The 17788-nt window shown below is 62.7% G+C and carries 14 protein-coding genes and 3 pseudogenes; 3 read left to right on the top strand and 14 right to left on the bottom strand.

Annotation, left to right across the window (positions count from 1 at the left end; all coding sequences use genetic code 11):
* The first annotated feature begins 96 nt into the window (after positions 1-96).
* Entirely contained in the window at positions 97-999 is a 903-nt protein-coding gene (locus ABS769_RS12105; RefSeq protein ID WP_350498170.1) for a Gfo/Idh/MocA family protein, read from the top strand.
* Between the two features lie 18 nt (positions 1000-1017).
* Here ABS769_RS12105 and ABS769_RS12100 read toward each other — a convergent pair whose 3' ends face one another.
* The 6 genes and pseudogenes from ABS769_RS12100 to ABS769_RS12075 form a co-directional block, all read right to left on the bottom strand.
* Positions 1018-1269, bottom strand: coding sequence for a hypothetical protein (locus tag ABS769_RS12100; protein ID WP_317061550.1), 252 nt, complete (start codon positions 1267-1269; stop codon positions 1018-1020).
* Entirely contained in the window at positions 1266-2612 is a 1347-nt protein-coding gene (locus tag ABS769_RS12095; RefSeq protein WP_317061551.1) for a TFIIB-type zinc ribbon-containing protein, read from the bottom strand. The genes ABS769_RS12100 and ABS769_RS12095 overlap by 4 nt, the downstream gene beginning before the upstream one ends.
* Positions 2613-2630: 18 nt before the next feature.
* Positions 2631-3782 (bottom strand): SPFH domain-containing protein, encoded by a 1152-nt coding sequence (locus tag ABS769_RS12090; protein ID WP_317061552.1) that lies wholly within the window; start codon positions 3780-3782, stop codon positions 2631-2633.
* Positions 3783-4050: 268 nt separating this feature from the next.
* Positions 4051-4326, bottom strand: coding sequence for a hypothetical protein (locus ABS769_RS12085; protein WP_023904049.1), 276 nt, complete (start codon positions 4324-4326; stop codon positions 4051-4053).
* A gap of 246 nt (positions 4327-4572) precedes the next feature.
* A complete protein-coding gene (locus ABS769_RS12080) occupies positions 4573-6834 on the bottom strand; it encodes a methyl-accepting chemotaxis protein (protein WP_317061553.1) in 2262 nt (753 codons plus the stop codon).
* Between the two features lie 280 nt (positions 6835-7114).
* Positions 7115-7660: pseudogene (locus tag ABS769_RS12075) on the bottom strand (NmrA family NAD(P)-binding protein); the annotation flags it as partial.
* On the opposite strand from ABS769_RS12075, the pseudogene ABS769_RS12070 reads away from it, so the two are divergent.
* Both ABS769_RS12070 and ABS769_RS12065 read left to right on the top strand, forming a co-directional pair.
* A pseudogene (locus ABS769_RS12070) lies at positions 7647-7790 on the top strand (LysR family transcriptional regulator); the annotation flags it as partial. The pseudogenes ABS769_RS12075 and ABS769_RS12070 overlap by 14 nt on opposite strands.
* A 371-nt stretch (positions 7791-8161) precedes the next feature.
* A pseudogene (locus tag ABS769_RS12065) lies at positions 8162-9379 on the top strand (alpha/beta fold hydrolase); the annotation flags it as partial.
* 100 nt (positions 9380-9479) lie between these two features.
* On the opposite strand, the gene ABS769_RS12060 reads toward ABS769_RS12065, so the two are convergent.
* The 8 genes from ABS769_RS12060 to ABS769_RS12025 form a co-directional block, all read right to left on the bottom strand.
* Positions 9480-12473 carry a Tn3 family transposase gene (locus ABS769_RS12060; RefSeq protein ID WP_317061554.1) on the bottom strand — a complete coding sequence of 998 codons (2994 nt, stop codon included), beginning with the start codon at positions 12471-12473 and terminating at the stop codon, positions 9480-9482.
* A gap of 23 nt (positions 12474-12496) precedes the next feature.
* On the bottom strand, positions 12497-13768 hold the full coding sequence (locus tag ABS769_RS12055; protein ID WP_317061555.1) for a site-specific integrase: 1272 nt from the start codon (positions 13766-13768) through the stop codon (positions 12497-12499).
* Entirely contained in the window at positions 13765-14178 is a 414-nt protein-coding gene (locus tag ABS769_RS12050) for a MerR family transcriptional regulator (RefSeq protein ID WP_317061556.1), read from the bottom strand. Before ABS769_RS12050 ends, ABS769_RS12055 begins: the two co-directional genes overlap by 4 nt.
* A 187-nt stretch (positions 14179-14365) precedes the next feature.
* Entirely contained in the window at positions 14366-15670 is a 1305-nt protein-coding gene (locus ABS769_RS12045) for an arsenic transporter (RefSeq protein WP_317061557.1), read from the bottom strand.
* A 17-nt stretch (positions 15671-15687) separates the two neighbouring features.
* Positions 15688-16413: an arsenical resistance protein ArsH gene (gene arsH / locus ABS769_RS12040; RefSeq protein ID WP_102254402.1), complete on the bottom strand. Its 726-nt coding sequence runs from the start codon at positions 16411-16413 to the stop codon at positions 15688-15690.
* Positions 16410-16823 carry an arsenate reductase (glutaredoxin) gene (arsC, locus tag ABS769_RS12035; RefSeq protein ID WP_317061558.1) on the bottom strand — a complete coding sequence of 138 codons (414 nt, stop codon included), beginning with the start codon at positions 16821-16823 and terminating at the stop codon, positions 16410-16412. The genes arsH and arsC overlap by 4 nt, the downstream gene beginning before the upstream one ends.
* Positions 16824-16833: 10 nt before the next feature.
* Complete coding sequence (locus tag ABS769_RS12030; protein ID WP_317061559.1) at positions 16834-17364, bottom strand: arsenate reductase ArsC; 531 nt, start codon at positions 17362-17364, stop codon at positions 16834-16836.
* Positions 17361-17708, bottom strand: coding sequence for an ArsR/SmtB family transcription factor (locus tag ABS769_RS12025; protein WP_317061560.1), 348 nt, complete (start codon positions 17706-17708; stop codon positions 17361-17363). The genes ABS769_RS12030 and ABS769_RS12025 overlap by 4 nt, the downstream gene beginning before the upstream one ends.
* Between the last annotated feature and the right edge of the window lie 80 nt (positions 17709-17788).

Below are 17788 nucleotides of genomic sequence, written 5' to 3'. Positions count from 1 at the left end.
ACCTGCTTCAGCGTGGCGACGATCTGGCTCTCGGTGAACTTGCTCTTGCGCATCGTTGGTCTCCTCGGTGGCTAGTGTGCCCGGAGACCTCTAGTTATGGATGGATCAATTTTACGGGAGGCTGACACTGGCACCTTCGCAAAAACCTGGGCAATGGAGCGTGCGTACGACAGCTACCAGGCATTAGTCGACGACCCCGAGATCGACATCGTCTACGTTGCCACGCCCCACAGCGAGCATCTGGAACATGGCTTGTTGGCGCTGCGCGCCGGCAAACATGTGTTGATCGAAAAACCCATGACTACCTGCGCGGACGACGCGCGCGTGCTGGTGCAGGAAGCACGCGCACGCGGCCTTTTCCTGATGGAAGCGATGTGGAGCCGGTATCTGCCTCACACCTCGGTGCTGCGCAAACTGCTGGCCGATGGCGCGATCGGCGAGGTCCGGCATGTCTTTGCGGACCTCAGTCAAATCGGCCCCAATGATCCGATGCATCGGCAACGCCGACCGGAGCTCGGCGGCGGAGCGTTGCTGGATCTGGGGGTGTATACCGTGCAGTTCTCATCGATGATCCTGGCCGCACCCACCGCCATCACCGCAACCGGTGCGCTCACCGACACCGGCGTGGATGCGTTTTCGACCGTTGTGCTCTCGCATGCAGGAATCGCGCAATCCACCCTGATCAGTTCCATCGTAGCCCGCAGCAGCTCGGTCGCTTATGTCACAGGCACCGAAGGCCGCGTCGACCTTGCAGGGGACTTCCATAACCCCACAACCCTGCGTCTGGTCGGCAACGATTACGCCAGCCAACCGGCGCTATGGGCAGATCCGACCGGCGTCAACGGCTACGACGGGCTGTCCTGGCAAGCCACCGCTGCCGCACGCTATATCGGCGAAGGGCGCAAGGAATCGCCACTGCATCCACTCGACGAAGTGGTCCAGATCATGACCACCCTGAATGTGGCGCGCGCGCAGTTGGGCGTTGGCACCACAGCTTAGGACGTCAAACAGCCGCTCTTAATCCGCATCCCGGCGCACGCGCGTTCGGTAGGCGGACACGTTGTCGCCATCGATGTGCTTGGCTTGCGTGCCGGTGATCGTATCGACCTTGCGGTCCGAGCCGGTCACTGGCTTTGCATCGACCGTCGTTTCCCGCTCGAAGGCATGCGACTGATCGGTATTGCGGTAGTACTGGTAGAGCACCCAATACAGCGCAGACGCACCGACCGGGCCGGCCAGCAGTAACCACAGTCCGTTGTTGTCGCTCATGCGGTCACCGCCACGATCCAGAGGGCAATTCCTTCGATTACGGTACCGGCGGTGAGTGCGGCCAGCAACAGTTTCCACTGCTGCACCGGCACGCTGCCCATGGTCTCGCCGGTACGGCCATTCACCGCGATGTAGTGCAGCATGCCGCCGCCACGTCCGGGTTGGTGGTACGAGTACAGCCACACCGGTAGATACATCGACACCCAGCGCGTGCCATGGACATCCAGCCGCTCCACCTCCCAACGCACGCCGCGGTCGTAGCGGCGCACCGAGCTTTCCACTTGTACGCGGGCGATCGACAGCAGTTGATCTTCCAGTCGTGGCCTTAGCTGCTCGACATCGCGGTCGCGCTTTTCCGAGGTGAACCCCGCCAGATACGATGCGTTCCACTTCACTGCATTCTTGGTGTCGAATGGCAGGATCGTGTTGATGATGTTGTTGGTGTTGACCCGGCTATCCAGGTTGCCGCGCTCGGCAGACGATTCCAGCGGCAGATCGTCCACCGTGAATTCCACCTGCCGCTGCACCTGGTACACGTCGGCGTCGTAATAGGTGCGCTTGTTCTTTTCGGTGCCTTGCGTGTACTGCCGCGTCTTGATCTCGCCCGTGCCGCTCACGCTGGCGCTAACGCTGCCATCGACGATCATGTAAGGCAGGTAGACACCCACAACGTTCTCCGGCGTGAACTGCTGTTTGAAGGCCTTGAGCGCAAACAGGCGCCGCTTGTCCACAAACTGTCGGATACGAGCCACGGCATCGTCTTTGTTGATGTGGAAGGGCAGCACTGCGTCGGGCACCGCACCATTGGCCACCTGCTCGTTGACGCCGAACACATGCCGGCACCAGTGGCAACGCGCCGTCATCGTGCTCTGCGTATTGATGGTCACCTCGGCGCCGCAGCCAGTGCACTTGAAACTCATCAGGCTGGCGGCGTCTGCAGCAATATCCTGCGCGCCCGAAGCGATGACCGTGCCGCGTAATTCGCTGATGCCTTCGCCGAATCCGAAGACTTCTTCCACCCGCGCGCCGTGCCATTCGTGACGACAGAACTGGCAGACCAATAGATCGGTGCCGAGCTTGGGCCGGATATCGCTGGCGCCGCATTTGGGGCAGCGATTGAGGCCGTCCTTGAGCTCGGGGGCGGCGGTGTCGATGGCCAGCGGGTCGGGCGCCTGCAGCTCGTTGCGGATTGGGGCGGGCAGGGTGGCGGGGTCGAGCTTGAAACTACCCGGCAACGGCGGTACGTCCTGCGGCGAACCGGAGCCGGTCGCAGGCGCTGCGGACAGCGGCGGCAACGGAGGAGGTGTCGCCGGCAACGGCGGCGGGATGCGGGAGTCGGACATGATGGCGGCGCGTCTCGCTTACAGGCCCAACGCCTTGGCTTTTGCCGCGTTGTAGTCGTCCTGCGTGATCAGCCCAAGGTCCAGCATTTCCTTGGCCTTCTTCAATTTGGCGACTGCGTCGTCGGCAGCGGGTGCAGCGGGCGCGACCGGCTGTTGCAGACCGCCAACGCCACCCACCATGCCGGTCGCCATGCCCACGCCCACCAAACCTGCAGCGCCGCCGTGCTCGCCCGCAGACTGGATGCCTTGCGCCACACTCGCCTGCAAATTGGAGTTGCCGCGTGCGCCCGCCAGTACGTCGGCGCGCTGCACGGTCTTGAGCAATTCCCGCGTGTTCGCGTCGTATTCGATCGACACGATGGCCGTCTTGACGATGGCCAGACCGCGCTCGGAGTTCCACTGATACGCCTGCTCGACCGCATCGGACAGACTCTTGGCAAAGCCGAGCGAATCCTGCTGCAGCCGCGCGATGCGGTTGCCTTTGCCCGGATCGTTCGTATACAGGCTGAAGGCCGGTGCCAGCGCACTCACTACCTCGTTGAACAGCTGGCTGGCAGCAGCGTTGTCCAGATCAGTGAAATCGAACACCTGGCCCGGCTGCAGGTAGCGCGCAGGCACGAAGTTCTTCACGAACAAAATGGGGTCGACAATCTTCAACGTATACGAGCCACGCGTGATCGCGCCGACTTGCGTCCCAAGAAAACCATCGTCCCAATAGATCTCCGACTGCGTGCCGAATCGGTTGTCGGGCAGCTCCTTCAGCGACACGAAGAACGCGGCCTGCTGCGCGCCGGGCTGGCCACCGAACTTGAAGCGCTCCCAGCTCTGCCGGATCAGCGGCGTGACCAGGCCATCGCCGGCGAAGATCGACTGCGCATTGACATCGTCGGAGCGCCATTCGTAACCACCCGGCTCGGCGACAAACCCGGTGATCGCACCGTCCTGCAACAACAGCAGCCCGTAACCCTCGGGCACGACGATCTTCGAGCCGTTGCTGATGATGTTCGAAGACGCGTTGGTGTTGGCACCGCGCCCGGCGTTGCTTCCACTCGGCACCGCAGCGAACAGCGCGGCGGTGGAAGGCAGGCCAGCCGGCACGGTGTAGAAGTCCTTCCACTGATCAGCAAGCACGCCACCGACTGCACCTGCTACCGCCTGCAAAAGACCCATGACAACTCCCTGTAATTGGTGACGAGATATTGATGATGGGTGTTGCGCCCACCGCGTTCGCCGCACTATATCAGCAGCGCGCTGGCGTTATGGCGTTGCCCATCCGCGCATAGCGTGGTGGTGGTGGTGGTGGTGGTGGTGCTGCAGCAGCGTGTCGCGGTGCGAGCAAGCGCACGATGCGACGGACACAAAAAGCCCCGCATGCGCGGGGCTCTATCGCGGTGTTATCGCCGCCAATCGCACAATGGCGTAGCAGCCGCTGTCAGCCTTATGGCAGATCGCACTTGAGTTTCGCGTCCACGTAATAAGGCTTGGGAACCTCCGGATTCTTGCTGGTCTTTTCGAACACCACCTCGAACGAATCCAGATCCGGCTTGCCCTGACGTCCCGTGCAGGCATCCTGCAATTTCTTCTTGACTGCCGCGATGCCAGCATCGCGATTGGCGCCGTCGGCGCTGTTGGTCAGATTGGCGACCTCTGCAAATGCCGGCGAACTCATGCCCAACAAGCCAGCAACAACCATAAGAGCGTGCAGCTTTTTCATACAATCTCCTTTGCGATGTCTTTAGATCTTCCGGGGTGCATGGACGCCAGCGGCGATCGAGGCTTGGCGAAACAGGGCGCCGCGAGCTGTCCAGCCCGGCGCAGCATAGGCCGGTCGAGTTAAGGCATCGTGCATACGCGCGTATGCGCCGTAGCGGATCGCCTCAACGTGTTGGCCATCTGCAGATTCGATCACCTCTCAAACGCAAACGGCCCGGACAAGCCGGGCCGTTTGCGACGCACAAGATCAGAACTCCTGCCAGTCGCTTGCATCGTGCGAGGCGCCTGCGGCCACCGCGCGCTTCGGTGCAGCTGGCGGGCGTATCGGGCTTTTGGCAGCGGCAACAGTTCGTCCAGCAATCACACTGAGCTTTGCAGCAACCGGCGTTGTCGAACGCAGGGTGCGCGTGCTGTCGTCGCTGATCTTGAACACGGACACTGCCTGCGTCAGCTGCACAGCCTGTTCTTCCATCGAGCGTGCCGCGGCGGTGGCTTCTTCCACCAGTGCTGCGTTTTGCTGGGTGGTTTCGTCCATCTGCGTCACGGTGGTGTTGACTTGTTCGATACCGGCCGACTGTTCCTGCGAGGCCGCAGAAATCTCGCCCATGATGTCGGTTACGCGCTGCACGCTTGCAACGATTTCCGCCATCGTGGAGCCCGCCGTATGCACCAGCGTCGAGCCTTCGGCAACCCGCTCGACCGAATCGTCGATCAGACTCTTGATCTCCTTCGCCGCAGCAGTGGAACGCTGGGCGAGGGTGCGCACTTCCGACGCCACCACCGCAAAGCCGCGGCCTTGTTCGCCGGCACGTGCGGCTTCCACCGCAGCATTCAACGCGAGGATGTTGGTCTGGAACGAGATACCGTCGATGACCGAGATGATGTCGGCAATCTTCTTGGACGAGGCTTCGATACCAGACATGGTGCCCACGACCTTGCTCACGATCTCGCCGCCCTGCGATGCAACGCTTGCCGCACCGATTGCCAACTGATTGGCTTGACGGGCGTGCTCGGCATTCTGGCGCACGGTGGAGGTCAGTTCTTCCATCGAAGCGGCGGTTTCTTCCAAGTTGGCCGCCTGCTGCTCGGTACGCTGCGACAGATCCTGATTGCCGGCGGCGATTTCGCTGGCGGCCGAGTTGATGGATACGGCCGAGTGCTGAATGCGGCCGACAATCTCTGCAAGTTGTGCAGCAGTGGCATTGGCGTCGTCACGCATCTGCGCGAACACGCCCTTGAACTCGCCACTCATCCGCGCGGTGAGGTCGCCTGCGGCGATGGATTGCAGCAGCGACGACAGCGATTGCAGGTTGCCATCGGCCGTGGCCATGAGCTGGTTGAGGCTATCGACCATCACATGGAAATCGTATTGGAAACGATCGGCATCGCCGCGTGCGGTGAAGTCGCCATTGGCCGCAGATTGCGCCAGCTGTTTGATCTCGTGATTCATTGCAGACAGGTTGGCCTTCACCTCGTCCATGGTCTGCGTCAGCACCGCCTTCTCGCCGGGCAGGCGGTCCATGCTCTCGCTGAGGTCGCCGATGGCGTAACGCCCCATGATGCGCGCCAGATTTGTCTGCACGGCCAGATGCGAGGCCACCAGCGTATTGGTGTCCTTGGCCATGCGGCCGTAGTCGCCGGGAAACGCCGTGGCGTCGATGCGGAAGCTAACCTGGCCATCGTCGTGGCGCTTGGCCATGTCGCTCTGTGCAGTGAGCAAGGATTGCAGCTGCGTCTGCATGCCACGCATGGCACGCAGCAGGCGGCCGGTTTCATCCTTGGCGTCGCTTTCCACGTTGTTGTCCAGCTGCCCGTTGGCAATTGCCTCTGCAGCCTTGGTTGCACGTGCGAGCGGCTGGGTCAGGCTGCGGGTGATGAGCCAGGCAAGCAGGCTGCTGATCACCACCACGGCAATGCCACCGGAGACGATCAGCAGCTTGCCGCGATTCATCGACGCCACTGCATCGGCATAGGCTTGCTGGCTCTGACCTTCCTGACGCGTCACCAGCTCGCGGATTTTGTCCTGCCATGCAATCGTCGCCGGGCGCGCCTTTTCGCTGAGCAGCGCTTGCGCCGGCGTATTGTCGTTTTGAGCAGCGAGCTCCATGACCTGATCGTTGATTTTTCCCGAGATTGCGCGGCGCGCATCCATCTCGGCGCGAATCTTGCGGCCTTCCTCGGAGCTGGGCAACGTGTCCAGCTTGGCACGCAGCTCGCTGTAGCGCTGGCGCTGCGCCTTGATGGTGGAGAGCGCTTCGTTGTTGAGTTCATCGCTGGTGGCCATGGCATAGGTGCCGAGCGCAATCAGGATCGATGAATTAGCATCCAGCATGCCATTGCCGATCTGGATCTTGGCCATACGATCGAGCACGATGAAATCGAACTGTTGTCGTGCGTTGGCCATGGTGATCAAGCCCGTCGCCACCAGCAGGCTCGACAATAGAATCAAGATTCCAAAAGCGACGCCGAGACGGCGACCGACGTTATAGCGTTGCAAGTAGGCAGTCATGCGAATCGTCCTGATGTCCAGTAAGTGGCACCGGCTAGCAGGCCGCGTGATGTTCGCGTGAGTGCCTCGGCAACGTGATAACGACGCGAAAATCGGAAACTTGAACCGCGCGCTCCAGGCTGCATTTAGCTTGCATTTTCGTTCACGTACGTCAGGAAAAAACCGACTGGCAGCGTAATGATTATGTGCGTGAGAATGCTGATACCACTGGTCGGTTCGCCTCCAGCAGAGGCTTGTACGCAACAAGCAGGGTTTTCCACGCTTGTTGCGTCGCATGCGATCAAGCCCGCGCCGTCGCCTCGCGTACGAAGTCTTCATAGGTGCGCAGCGGGCGCCCCAGCATGGCCTGCAGTTTTTCTACCGTGCCGTCGGCTGCCTGCATGCCGAATGTCTGGATACCGGCCATCATCAGGCGCATGTCGTAGGCCAGCCAGGATGGGCCGTAGGCCGCCATCTGCGCTTCGAACGCGGCCACATCGTCGCCCGCGCAGGCGATCTCGCGCCCAAGCGCTGCACTCCAGACCTTCGCAACGGAGCTGCCCGTGACGGCATGCGGGCCAACCAGTTCGAGCGTGACACGTGCGAGCGCGGCAGGTGCACGGTCGCGTCGCAGCAGTTCGACAACCGCGATGTCTGCGATATCGCGCGCATCGATCATGGCCACACCTGCAGAGCCGATCGGCATCGGGTAGACACCGTAATCCTGAATCGTCTGCTGGATCATCGCTTCGTTCTGCATGAAGTACGCAGGACGCAGAATCGTTGCAGGAATATACAGGCTTTCGATCATGCGCTCCACCGTGTGCTTGCCGGTGAAGTGGGGCACGATTGCGGGCGCGGAGCCGGCGCTGTGGGTGTTGCACACCTCCAGACGTCTGGCGGCGCCCAAGGTGCGCGCCTTTGTGGACTTCATGTGCGACAGAGACCCGGATGTGTCGCTGGTGTTGAAGGGGTAGGGCGGCGCTTCACGCTTGTGCGGGCCAGGCTGCGTAGCGGCCAGCTTGCATGCAACATCGCCCGGAAAGATCCGCAACCGAGTTCCAGACTGCGCTGCCAAGGCGCTCGATCAATAAACCTGGTCAACTTACGGATGATAGGCGACGCTGCGCGTCCTAAGACACGCTGGCCTGTGGGACGCACCACGCTGTCATAAGTTCGGTAGAGCCGCCTCGCGCTCTCGAATGTTTATCGGGGTGCGGCAAGTCCTCTACAACGCGCTGGCCTTGATCCGGCTCGGCGTGTCCGGATCACAAGATGTCGGACTCATCTGCACGATGCGTGGACGATGCGCCGGTCATCATGCGCGCCTGGTGGATAGAGGTGTTACATGGCGAAGCCGACGCTGTTCTTCCTGCACGCCCTCGGGTCCAGCAGTAACGAGTGGTCTGGTGTGATCCAGCGATTGGAGGCGCGCTTCGATTGTGTGGCGCTCGATATTCCAGGCTTCGGAGACGCGCCGCCGCTGCAGCATGTCGACACCGCCGCACTGGTTGCCTGGTTTGTCGACGAGGTGATTCGGCGGCAACCGACGTGCTGGTTTGCGATCGGACACAGCATGGGCGGAAAGATCGCCACCCTGGCAGCAGCGCAGACGCGCGATGGCATGGCCGGGCTTGCCGGCCTGGCAGGCATGATCCTGGTCGCGGCGTCGCCGCCGGCGCCAGAGCCGATGGATGAGTCACGCCGACAGACAATGTTGGCTTGGTTCGAAAAGGGCCATCCCACCCGGCAAGAGGCCGAGCAGTTCATCGACGATAACTGTGCGGTGACGTTGCCAGCGCCGGTCAAAAACGCTGCTGTCGATGATGTGCTGCGCACCAGTGCAAAAGCGTGGATCGCCTGGCTCGCGCACGCCAGCCGTGAGGACTGCAGCGCGCAGGCCGGCTGCATGCACGTGCCTGCGTTGATCATCGCCGGCAGAGAAGATGGCGACCTCGGCGAAGCCGCGCAGACAGCGCTGAACGCGCCGCATTATCACGATGCGCGTATCGCCGTCGTGGCCGATGCCGCGCACTTGATTCCGTATGAGCAGCCGGAACACCTCGCGCAGCTGATCGCAGCGCATGTGGATCGCAGCGTGAACAAGTGCCTGCCCGATGACTTCATCAGGTTGCTCAATGCAGACAGGGTCGCCCCGCGCATGCGCAAGCTGCTGCTCAGCCGGCATGCGGGCCCGCCCGCGACTGCGCAAGGCGTGCTGAGCCAACATCAACTGGAACTACTCACCGCAGTCGTTGCGCGTGTATTGGATGGGGCCAGCGATGCGCGCGAGATTGCCCGACGGATGGATATCCAGCTTGCCGAAGGCGCGGGCGATGGTTGGCGCCATGCCGCATTGCCACCCGATCGGCTTGCAGTGCCGCTGGGGCTCGACACGCTCGACGCGCTGAGCAATGGCTTCGCTGGATTACCCGCAGAGACTCAGGATCGTTGGCTGCGCGAGGTGTCTCAATCGACAGCCGGTGATCCCTCGGCGCACGGGCTGGATGCAGCGCAGCTGGCGCACTGGTTCGAAGACGTCCGCGCGGAAGCCGCGCGGATCTGGATCGAGGGTCGGCAGGGAATCTTTACGGCCGGGGCCAAAAACGGCCTAAGCGTCTGAAGTACAAGGCGGATTGCTTCAACCAGGTCGCGAATCCCCCCATTTATGGGGCATGCTCAAGAACCTTGGCGGTATAGCTCAGCGGCGCCACTTCCCTTTCAAGGTCCAGGTGGTAGTCGCCGAAGCGGTTGATGTGACTGGTCCGATATGGCGACAAACCAGCCAAGATATCCGGCGTCAGCTCAATCCCTTCCTTCCGCATCTCAGCCAAAGTCCGGCTCATGCCTTCCACGTTGTGGAGGATGATCATATTGGCCACCAGCTGGCTGTACTTGACGATCTTGCGCTGCTCGTGTTGGACGTTCTCGGCGATGATCCCCTGGCTGCCAAAGAAGACCCATTTCACGAAGCCGTTGTACTCCTCGCTCTTGTTGGTCGCGGCGTGGATCGTTTTGCGAATCTCGTTGTCATCAATGTAGCGCAGCAAGAACAGCGTCCTGACGGCCTTGCCTAGCTCCCGGAAGGCGAAGTACAGCTTGTTCTTCCGGCTGTAGGTACCCAGTCGACGCAAGATCGAGGACGCGGTGATCTTGCCCAGTCGGATCGAGATCACTACCCGCAGCATGTCGTGGAGATGAGTGGCGATCAGTTGCCAGTCGATGCTGTCCCCGAACAATGCCTGGATGTTCTTATAGGCCCTGCCCGGTTCGGGCCGGAAAAATGTCAGCTCCTTGATGTTCCGGATGCGCGGCATCAACTGGATGCCAAGCATGTGGGCCAAGCCGAAGACCGGGTAGCTTTGGGCTTGGGTATCGCCATGGACGATCTCTGGCTGGATATCGGAGGTGTTGGCCAACAGGCCATCGAGGATATAGATTCCCTCGTGCACGCCACAAGGGATGAAGTGGCTGAACAGCGCTACGTATTTATCGGACACGTGGTAGTAGCCGATCCCTCCGTATCCGCCGTAGCGGATGTGATACTCGGACAGCAGGTTGTCCTCGTAGACACTCCACTTGGTGCCATCTGCTGATGCGCTCTTACCGCTGCCCCAATAGCCCGGCAGGTCGAACTTGTTGTAGGTATTGATGACCTCTACGATGGCCTTCTCAAGCACATCCTCGGTCACGTATTTGAGGTTGAGCCAAGCGACCTGGCGCCGACTGAAGCCCTTGATCGACCGCGCCGTCTGGGTCGGACCTAGGTTGCAGCCATAGCAAAATAGCGTGGTGATCACGCGCCGGGGCAGATCTTCGACTTGGCTCTCGGTGCCGGCGATCGGATGGAAGAAGCGGTGCAGATCCAGCCATTGGCTGGCATCGATCAGTACATCTACGATGCTGGACTCGGGGAGCCGTTCGGTGATGAGGCGGTCCACGGTGGCAATCGCGCTGGAGACTTCGGCCCGTTGCCCCTTGCGTAGCACCAAGCGTCCATCCAGGATGTCCGCATGCACATTCTCGGGGAAACGCTTGTCGACCTCATCGGCCAAAGCGGTCAGTTCTGCGCGCAACCCAGCCACGAAAGACTCGGCGTCGGTGGGCAGACCTGACACCTGACCATAGGCTTCCAGTTCCTGGGCCAAGGTGGCTTCATCAACCAGCTGCTCGCGGTAGTCGTCAAAGCGCTCGCTGCTGGGAATAAAGAGATCTCCGGACTTCAGTTCGTCCTTGACCTGCACCAGCACGGCCAGCTCAAAGTACTTGCGGTGCATCCAACCGGCGCCTGCTGCGCTGGCCCGCTTGCCGAACACGTGCTGACGCCAGAGCTTGGACATCCAATCGAAATCCTTTTCCGGGTCCAGGCCCAGGGAAGCGACTTCGATCAACTCACGACGTTGGTTGCGCAGTGACAGCACTGCAGCGATCAACGGCTCCATGCCCGCATCGTGGCTGGTCGCCCGCAAGTTCATCAGCTCCAGCCCATTGAACAGCAGCGGCCTGACCGCGCCGTAGGGCTGCAGCATGAAAGGTAGGTAGTTTTTTCCTGCGTAGGCCATATGCTCTTCGCATTCGGCTAGCAAGGTAGACACTTCGGCTTCTAGGCTGTTGTCGATCGCGTCCACGCGCTGGCTATCGCTGCCATCGAGCTGATAGGCCTGCAGGATCTCCTTGAGCTGACCGATGAGGAAGTCGGCCCGCTTGGCATGTTCGAGCTGATAGGCCAGCAGTTTCTGTTGCGCGGTGTTCTCCAATCCACGCACCTGCTTAATGAATAACTCGGCTGCATCGTCCAGTGTCTTGGCATGCTGCGCACGAATGAAGATGGTGGCCAGCGCATAGCGCTTGTCCGCAGCCAATTCGGCCAGCTCGCTGGCGTCATACGCCCGAGCCATTGCACGAAATTGCTTGAGCTTCGGGACCGGCACATCGATTGAAGGTAGTTGCTCAGCCAACTGCTGCAGCATGCGGATGTGCTGCAGATAGAACCGAACCTCCTTGTTGGTCGGCCGGCCAGGCTCGCGCTTGAGCGAATGCCAGCCAGTGAACCTGGACCCTTCCGGTGCGCGCAGCAGTTCGTCAATGAGCGTGCGCGTGGCAGGCGTCAGGGCGCGGCTGATGCTGCGGTAGTAGCCCAGATTGACTCGCTCGCGCGCCCCGATGGCGGCCAGCTCAAGGGTGCGGAAGCCCGGCAGTTCGTAGCGATGGTGCACCAGCTCTTCCAGCAGAACGTTCACGATGTCCGGGATGGTGTGCTTGGTCTGGGCCGCGGCGGTGGCCACCGTGTCCAGCCAAGACAACCCGGATTTGTCCAGGGGACGAACCCCAATGAACTGCCGAAGTTGCGGCATGTGCCGGCGCTTGCTGCCGGAGGCGTCATAGCGTTCGAGCTGGTCGGCGGTCAGCACACGCCCAAGACGGGCGGCCTTGGCAATGTGTTGCGGGATCCGCTCGGGCACCTCGGTCAACAGGGTGAAGTAGCCCAAACGCTGGAAGAGCTTGAGATGGATCAGTACCGCCAGTTGCGGAGCCGGCTGGGTGGTCAGCTGCTTGGCGAATGCAATTTCAGCGGCAGTGGGGGTATAGATCTCCTCCAGTTCTTTGGCGGTGGGATCAGGCTTCAGTCGCGGGTAAGCGGTCTCGTGAAGGGTCGCCATTGGATCCGGAGGTTATGAGGGGATCAATCCCAGTGGCGCCCGTCGTCTGTACTGAGAGACGCTTCCAGGAAACACTGGTGCGTATCGGCCATGCGGTGCATGTCATCCAGCAACGTGGCCAGGATTTCGTCCAGATCCCGGTCGGGATCGGTGGGGGCAGTCAACCGGTACTCGCTGCTGGCCGTGTTCAGGCGCACGGCCTTGAACGGGGCCAAGCAAATCTCTTCGATCCTCGCCCGAGCCTTGGCCGCGCCGCGGCCCGAACGGGCAAACGGCGTTAGCACCATGCGTAGGAGCAGCTGCAGCGCAGGCATGCCCTCGGGTGCCGTGAGCGCCATCGCGGGCATGGCTGCGGTTGCACTGGGCAGGCTCGCTTCAATGCGGTCACGGGCAAACGGGTCACGCCCGTCCAGGTAACGCATGGCCGACTGCACATCGCGCCAGCCGACGTACTCCATCAACGCCTTCATGTCCCAGCCTTGGTCGTTGGCCCAGCTGGCAAAGCCGCGGCGCAACGAATGGCTGCTGTGGAGCCCAGCATCGGCAAAGCCGGCACTGGCCAACAACTCGCGCAGCAGGCGCACCAAACTGTTGGGATGGAGTCCGTCGGCACTCACCTGGCCCCACTGGTTGACTGCCCGAAACACCGCCCCTTCTTGCAGGTCGGCCGCATGCAGCCACGCCTGGGTCGCCTCCACCGGACACAACCGCGACAACGCCGGCACCTTGTAGGTGACGCCGGCCGCTTGGCGATCGCCCTTGCTGCGCGGCAGGAAGCAGGTCATCCCCTGTCCCGGTACCAGCGTCAGATGGGCCACTTCCAGGCGCAGCAGTTCATCGCCACGGAAGCCCCGCCAGAACCCCAGCAGCACCAGGGCTCGGTCACGATGATGGCGTAGCGCCGCTGCCCCATCGCCCCGGGCATGTGCCGCAGCGATTGCCGCGGCCAGCCAGTCATCGAGCTCGACCAGCCGCCGAATCTGGAGCGGCACGGCTTGCTTGACCTGGCCCGGGTGCAAGGTCTGGATGCCCTTGAGCACCTTGCGCACCAGCGGCGCTCGGGTGGGATCGACAAACCCATGGTCGCGGTGCCAAGAGGCAATGGCCGCCAGTCGATGACGTAGGGTGCTGGCCGCCAAGGTCTGCGCATACGCTGCCAGGTACCGCGCTACGCTGTCAGGTGTCGCTGGGAGGTGGCCTTGCCATTCGACTTCAAAGTGCCGCAGCGCCGACGCGTAGCTGCGCACCGTGTTCTGGCGCGTGGCCGCGTCGAGGTAGCGGTCCAGTTCGGTCACTGACGTGCGGCCTCGACAGAGGCCGGCTGGCGCAAGGTCGAAAGGATGGTGCATTCAGCCTGCTGCCCGCCGTGGCAACGGGCAATCACCCGTTCCAGTTCGCTGGCCATGCGCTGCAGGTCGGCCATCCGGGCACGCACGTCGGCCAAATGGCTGCGGGCCAGCCGATCCACATCCCCGCGCGAAAGGTCCCCATCGCCGGCCAGCTGCAGCAAGCTGCGGACCTCTTCCAAGCTGAAACCCAGGTCCCGGCCGCGAGCGATGAAGCGCAGGCGCTCGATGTCGACCGGGCCATAGACCCGGTAGCCGTTGCCCGAGCGCCCCGGGCGCGGCAGCAGCCCGATCCGCTCGTAGTAGCGAATCGTCTCCAAGTGGCACCCGCTGGCGTCGGCTGCCTCACTGATTTTCATTCGTCGTACGCTTACTCCGTAGTAGCTACGGACTTTACCCTCACGGGCCCTGCCGCGCCAGCGGCCCGCCCGGGCTCGGCTTCCCTGGGACGCTTTGCTTCAACGACTCCGGCCCGCTGCCGTCGTCGCCCACCGCGGCACACGTAAGAAAGACGTGATCGCTGCTAGCCGCTACGCGCCAGCGCGATCATCGCGCGAGCGGCAGCCAGATCCAGAGCGCGATGAGCGTGGCCAACAGGACGGGGGGCGTGAGGATGAGCCCCACCTTCATGTACTGGCCCCACGTGATCCGCTGACCCTTGCCGGCAAGGACGTGCAACCACAGAAGGGTCGCGAGCGAGCCGATCGGGGTTAGCTTGGGGCCAAGATCGTTGCCCACGACGTTGGCATAGATCATCAGTTCGCGGGTGGCGGTAGGAACGTTCGCCCCGTCGATGGCAAGCGCGCCGACCAGCGTTGCCGGCATGTTGTTCATGACCGAGGCAAGCGCGGCCACCGCGAAGCCAGTGCCCACCGTGGCCACGAAGGTTCCCTGCGCCGCCAGCCACTCCAGGACAGCGCTTGCCGCGCCGGTCAGCCAGGCATTGCCCAGGCCGTAGACCACCAGATACATGCCGACCGAAAACAGCACGATCTGCCAGGGCGCGTCGCGCAAGATCTTGGTCAAGGCCATGGTGGCGCCACGGCCGCCTGTCGCCCAGCGGCCCGCAATCGCCATCAACACCAGCGCGGCCGCACCCGTCACCAAGGCGATGGGCACGCCGAGTGGTCCGGTCACGAAGTACGCAACGAGCAGCAATGCGAGAAGTGGCAAGGCGGCACGGAAGACCGCCGTGTCGCGGATCGCCTGGCGCGGCGCTTCGAGATCGTGGACCGGATAGGTGCGGGGAATATCGCGCCGGAACCAGAGCCACAGGACGAGCAATGTCGCCGCGACGGATACCAGATTCACCGGCACCATGACCGCTGCGTAGCGCCCGAACGATACGTCAAAGAAGTTCGCCGTGACGATGTTGACCAGGTTCGAGACAACGAGCGGCAGGCTTGCCGTGTCAGCGATGAAGCCGCAGGCCACCGTGAACGCCAGCGCCCCGGCGGGCTGGAAATTCAAGCGCAACAGGATGGCCAGGACGATCGGCGTCAGCAGAAGCGCCGCGCCGTCGTTGGCGAACACTGCCGCGATCGCGGCACCGAGCAGGACAATCAGCGGAAAGAGCTTCCGGCCATTACCTCCACCCCAGCGGGCCACATGCAGCGCCGCCCATGCGAAAAAACCGGCCGCGTCCAGGATGAGCGAGATGATGATGAGTGCGACGAAGGTGAATGTCGCATCCCAGACAATCCCCCACACCGTGCCGACGTCGTTCCACCCGACGACGCCGGTGGCCAGAGCCACCGCGGCGCCTGCCATGGCCGACCAGCCTATGCCAAGCCCGCGCGGCTGCCAGATGACGAACACAAGGGTGACGATGAAGATCGCGAGGGCAAGCATGCAGCGCTCCGCAGGGTTTAGATGGAGCGCTGATTCACGCGCTTGGACAGTTCTTCGGCGTTCTCGACGCGCTCGGAATAGCGATCCGTCAGGTATGCCGAGCGGCCACGCACGAGCCACGTGAATTTCACCAACTCCTCGCAGACGTCAGCGACCCGCTGATAGTAGGCCGACGGCTTCATGCGCCCCGCCTCATCGAATTCCTGGAACGCCTTGGCCACGGACGATTGGTTCGGGATCGTGACCATGCGCATCCACCGGCCGAGCACGCGCAGCTGGTTCACCGCGTTGAAGCTTTGCGAGCCGCCGGAGACCTGCATCACCGCCAGGGTCTTGCCTTGCGTCGGGCGCTTGGCACCGTCGGCCAGAGGTATCCAGTCGATCTGCGCCTTCATGATCCCGGTCATGGCGCCGTGGCGCTCCGGGCTGACCCAGACCATGCCTTCCGACCAATAGGCGAGTTCGCGCAGCTCGCTCACCTTCGGATGATCTGGAGCGGCCCCGTCGGGCAGCGGCAAGTCGTGCGGATCGAAGATCCGCACGTCGCAGCCGTACCAGCGCAGCAGCCGGCCAGCTTCTTCGGCCAGCAACCGCGAATAGGAGCGCTCCCGCAGCGAGCCGTAGAGGATGAGGATGCGGGGCGGGTGTCTTGGATCGCCGGGCGCCGCCAGTGCGTCGACGTCGATCGGCGTGAGTTGCGTCAGGTCGATGCTCGGTAGATCCATGGCAATGCGATCGATCACGTTGATGCTCCGCCTGTCGTCACGGTCTCGCCGTCTTCCTTGGTGAAGGAGGCGACTGGGCTGTCCAGCAGCGCAAGCACCTTCTCGGATGGCCGGCACAGCGCCACGCCCCGGTCGGAAACGACGATGGGACGGTTGATGAGCATGGGGTGCGCCATCATCGCGTCCACCAGCTGCTCGTCCGTGAGCGCGGGATTATCCAAGCCCAGCTCCGCGTAGGGCGTTCCCTTCTGGCGCAAGAGATCGCGAGGCGCGATGCCCATCGCGGCGATCAGCTCGACCAGCTTCTCGCGCGTCGGCGGAGTCTGCAGGTACTCGATGACCTCAGGGTCTTCGCCGGACTGGCGCATCATTTCCAGGGTATTTCGGGACGTGCCGCAGGCAGGGTTATGGTAGATCGTCAGCGTCATGATGATCCCCTCAAGCCACGTCGGGTCGGGGCGACGTGGCGCCCTCGAACTGCCCGATGTCGCCTACCTGCGCCGTCAAGGTCGCCCGCGACAGCGTGTGGATCGGTAGCGCGACGAACGCCTTGATGCGGTTCTCCATGTACACCAGCGCCTGCCGGAAGGCAGCGCGCTGCCACATGTCCCCGCGCGTTTCGTGGCTAGGGTCCTCGATGCCCCAGTGCCCGGTAACCGGCTGTCCTGGCCAGAACGGGCAGGCCTCGCCGGCGGCTTGGTCGCAGACGGTGAACACGAAATCCATGCGCGGGGCATCCGGCACGGCGAACTCGTCCCACGCCTTGGAGCGCAGGCCCTCGACTGGGTAGTCGGCCTGACGCAGCGTCTCGATCGCCAGCGGGTGGACCTCACCCTTGGGATGGCTGCCGGCCGAGAACGCATTGAAGCGGCCATCGCCAATCTTGCGAAGGACGCTCTCGGCCAGGATCGACCGGGCGGAATTGCCGGTGCACAGGAACAGGACGTTGAAGGGCTGGGGCAGGCTCATGCGCAGGTCTCCGCAGTGCAAGGGGTGATGGAGTTGAAGAGGGCGCCGCAGATCTCCGGATTCCCGGAGCAGCAGTCCTCGGTGAGAAACGCAAGAAGCTGGCGCATGTCCTCGTAGCTCGCGGCGTACAGGACACGCCGCCCGTCGCGCCAGGAGCGCAGCAGGCTTGCGCGCTCTAGGGTCGCAAGGTGGAAGCTCATGCGCGTTGGCGGGATCGAAAGCGCTTCGGCGATTTCGCCCGATGGCATGCCGTTGGGGCCGGCGCGAACGAGCATCCGGAACGCGGCCAGACGGTCGGAGTGTGCGAGGGCAGCGAGCGCTGAGACGGCGGACTCATCTTTCATTCGGCTATTCTACAACTATCCTTGTAGGATGCAATCCTAGAGAGCAATTCGGCGTCGATCAGGTCATGCCTGGCCTCGAA

The sequence above is a fragment of the Xanthomonas hortorum genome (assembly GCF_040279205.1).
Lineage (GTDB): Bacteria > Pseudomonadota > Gammaproteobacteria > Xanthomonadales > Xanthomonadaceae > Xanthomonas > Xanthomonas hortorum_F.
Note: the sequence above shows the minus strand (reverse complement) of the source record. Positions and strands in the feature narration are given on the sequence as shown.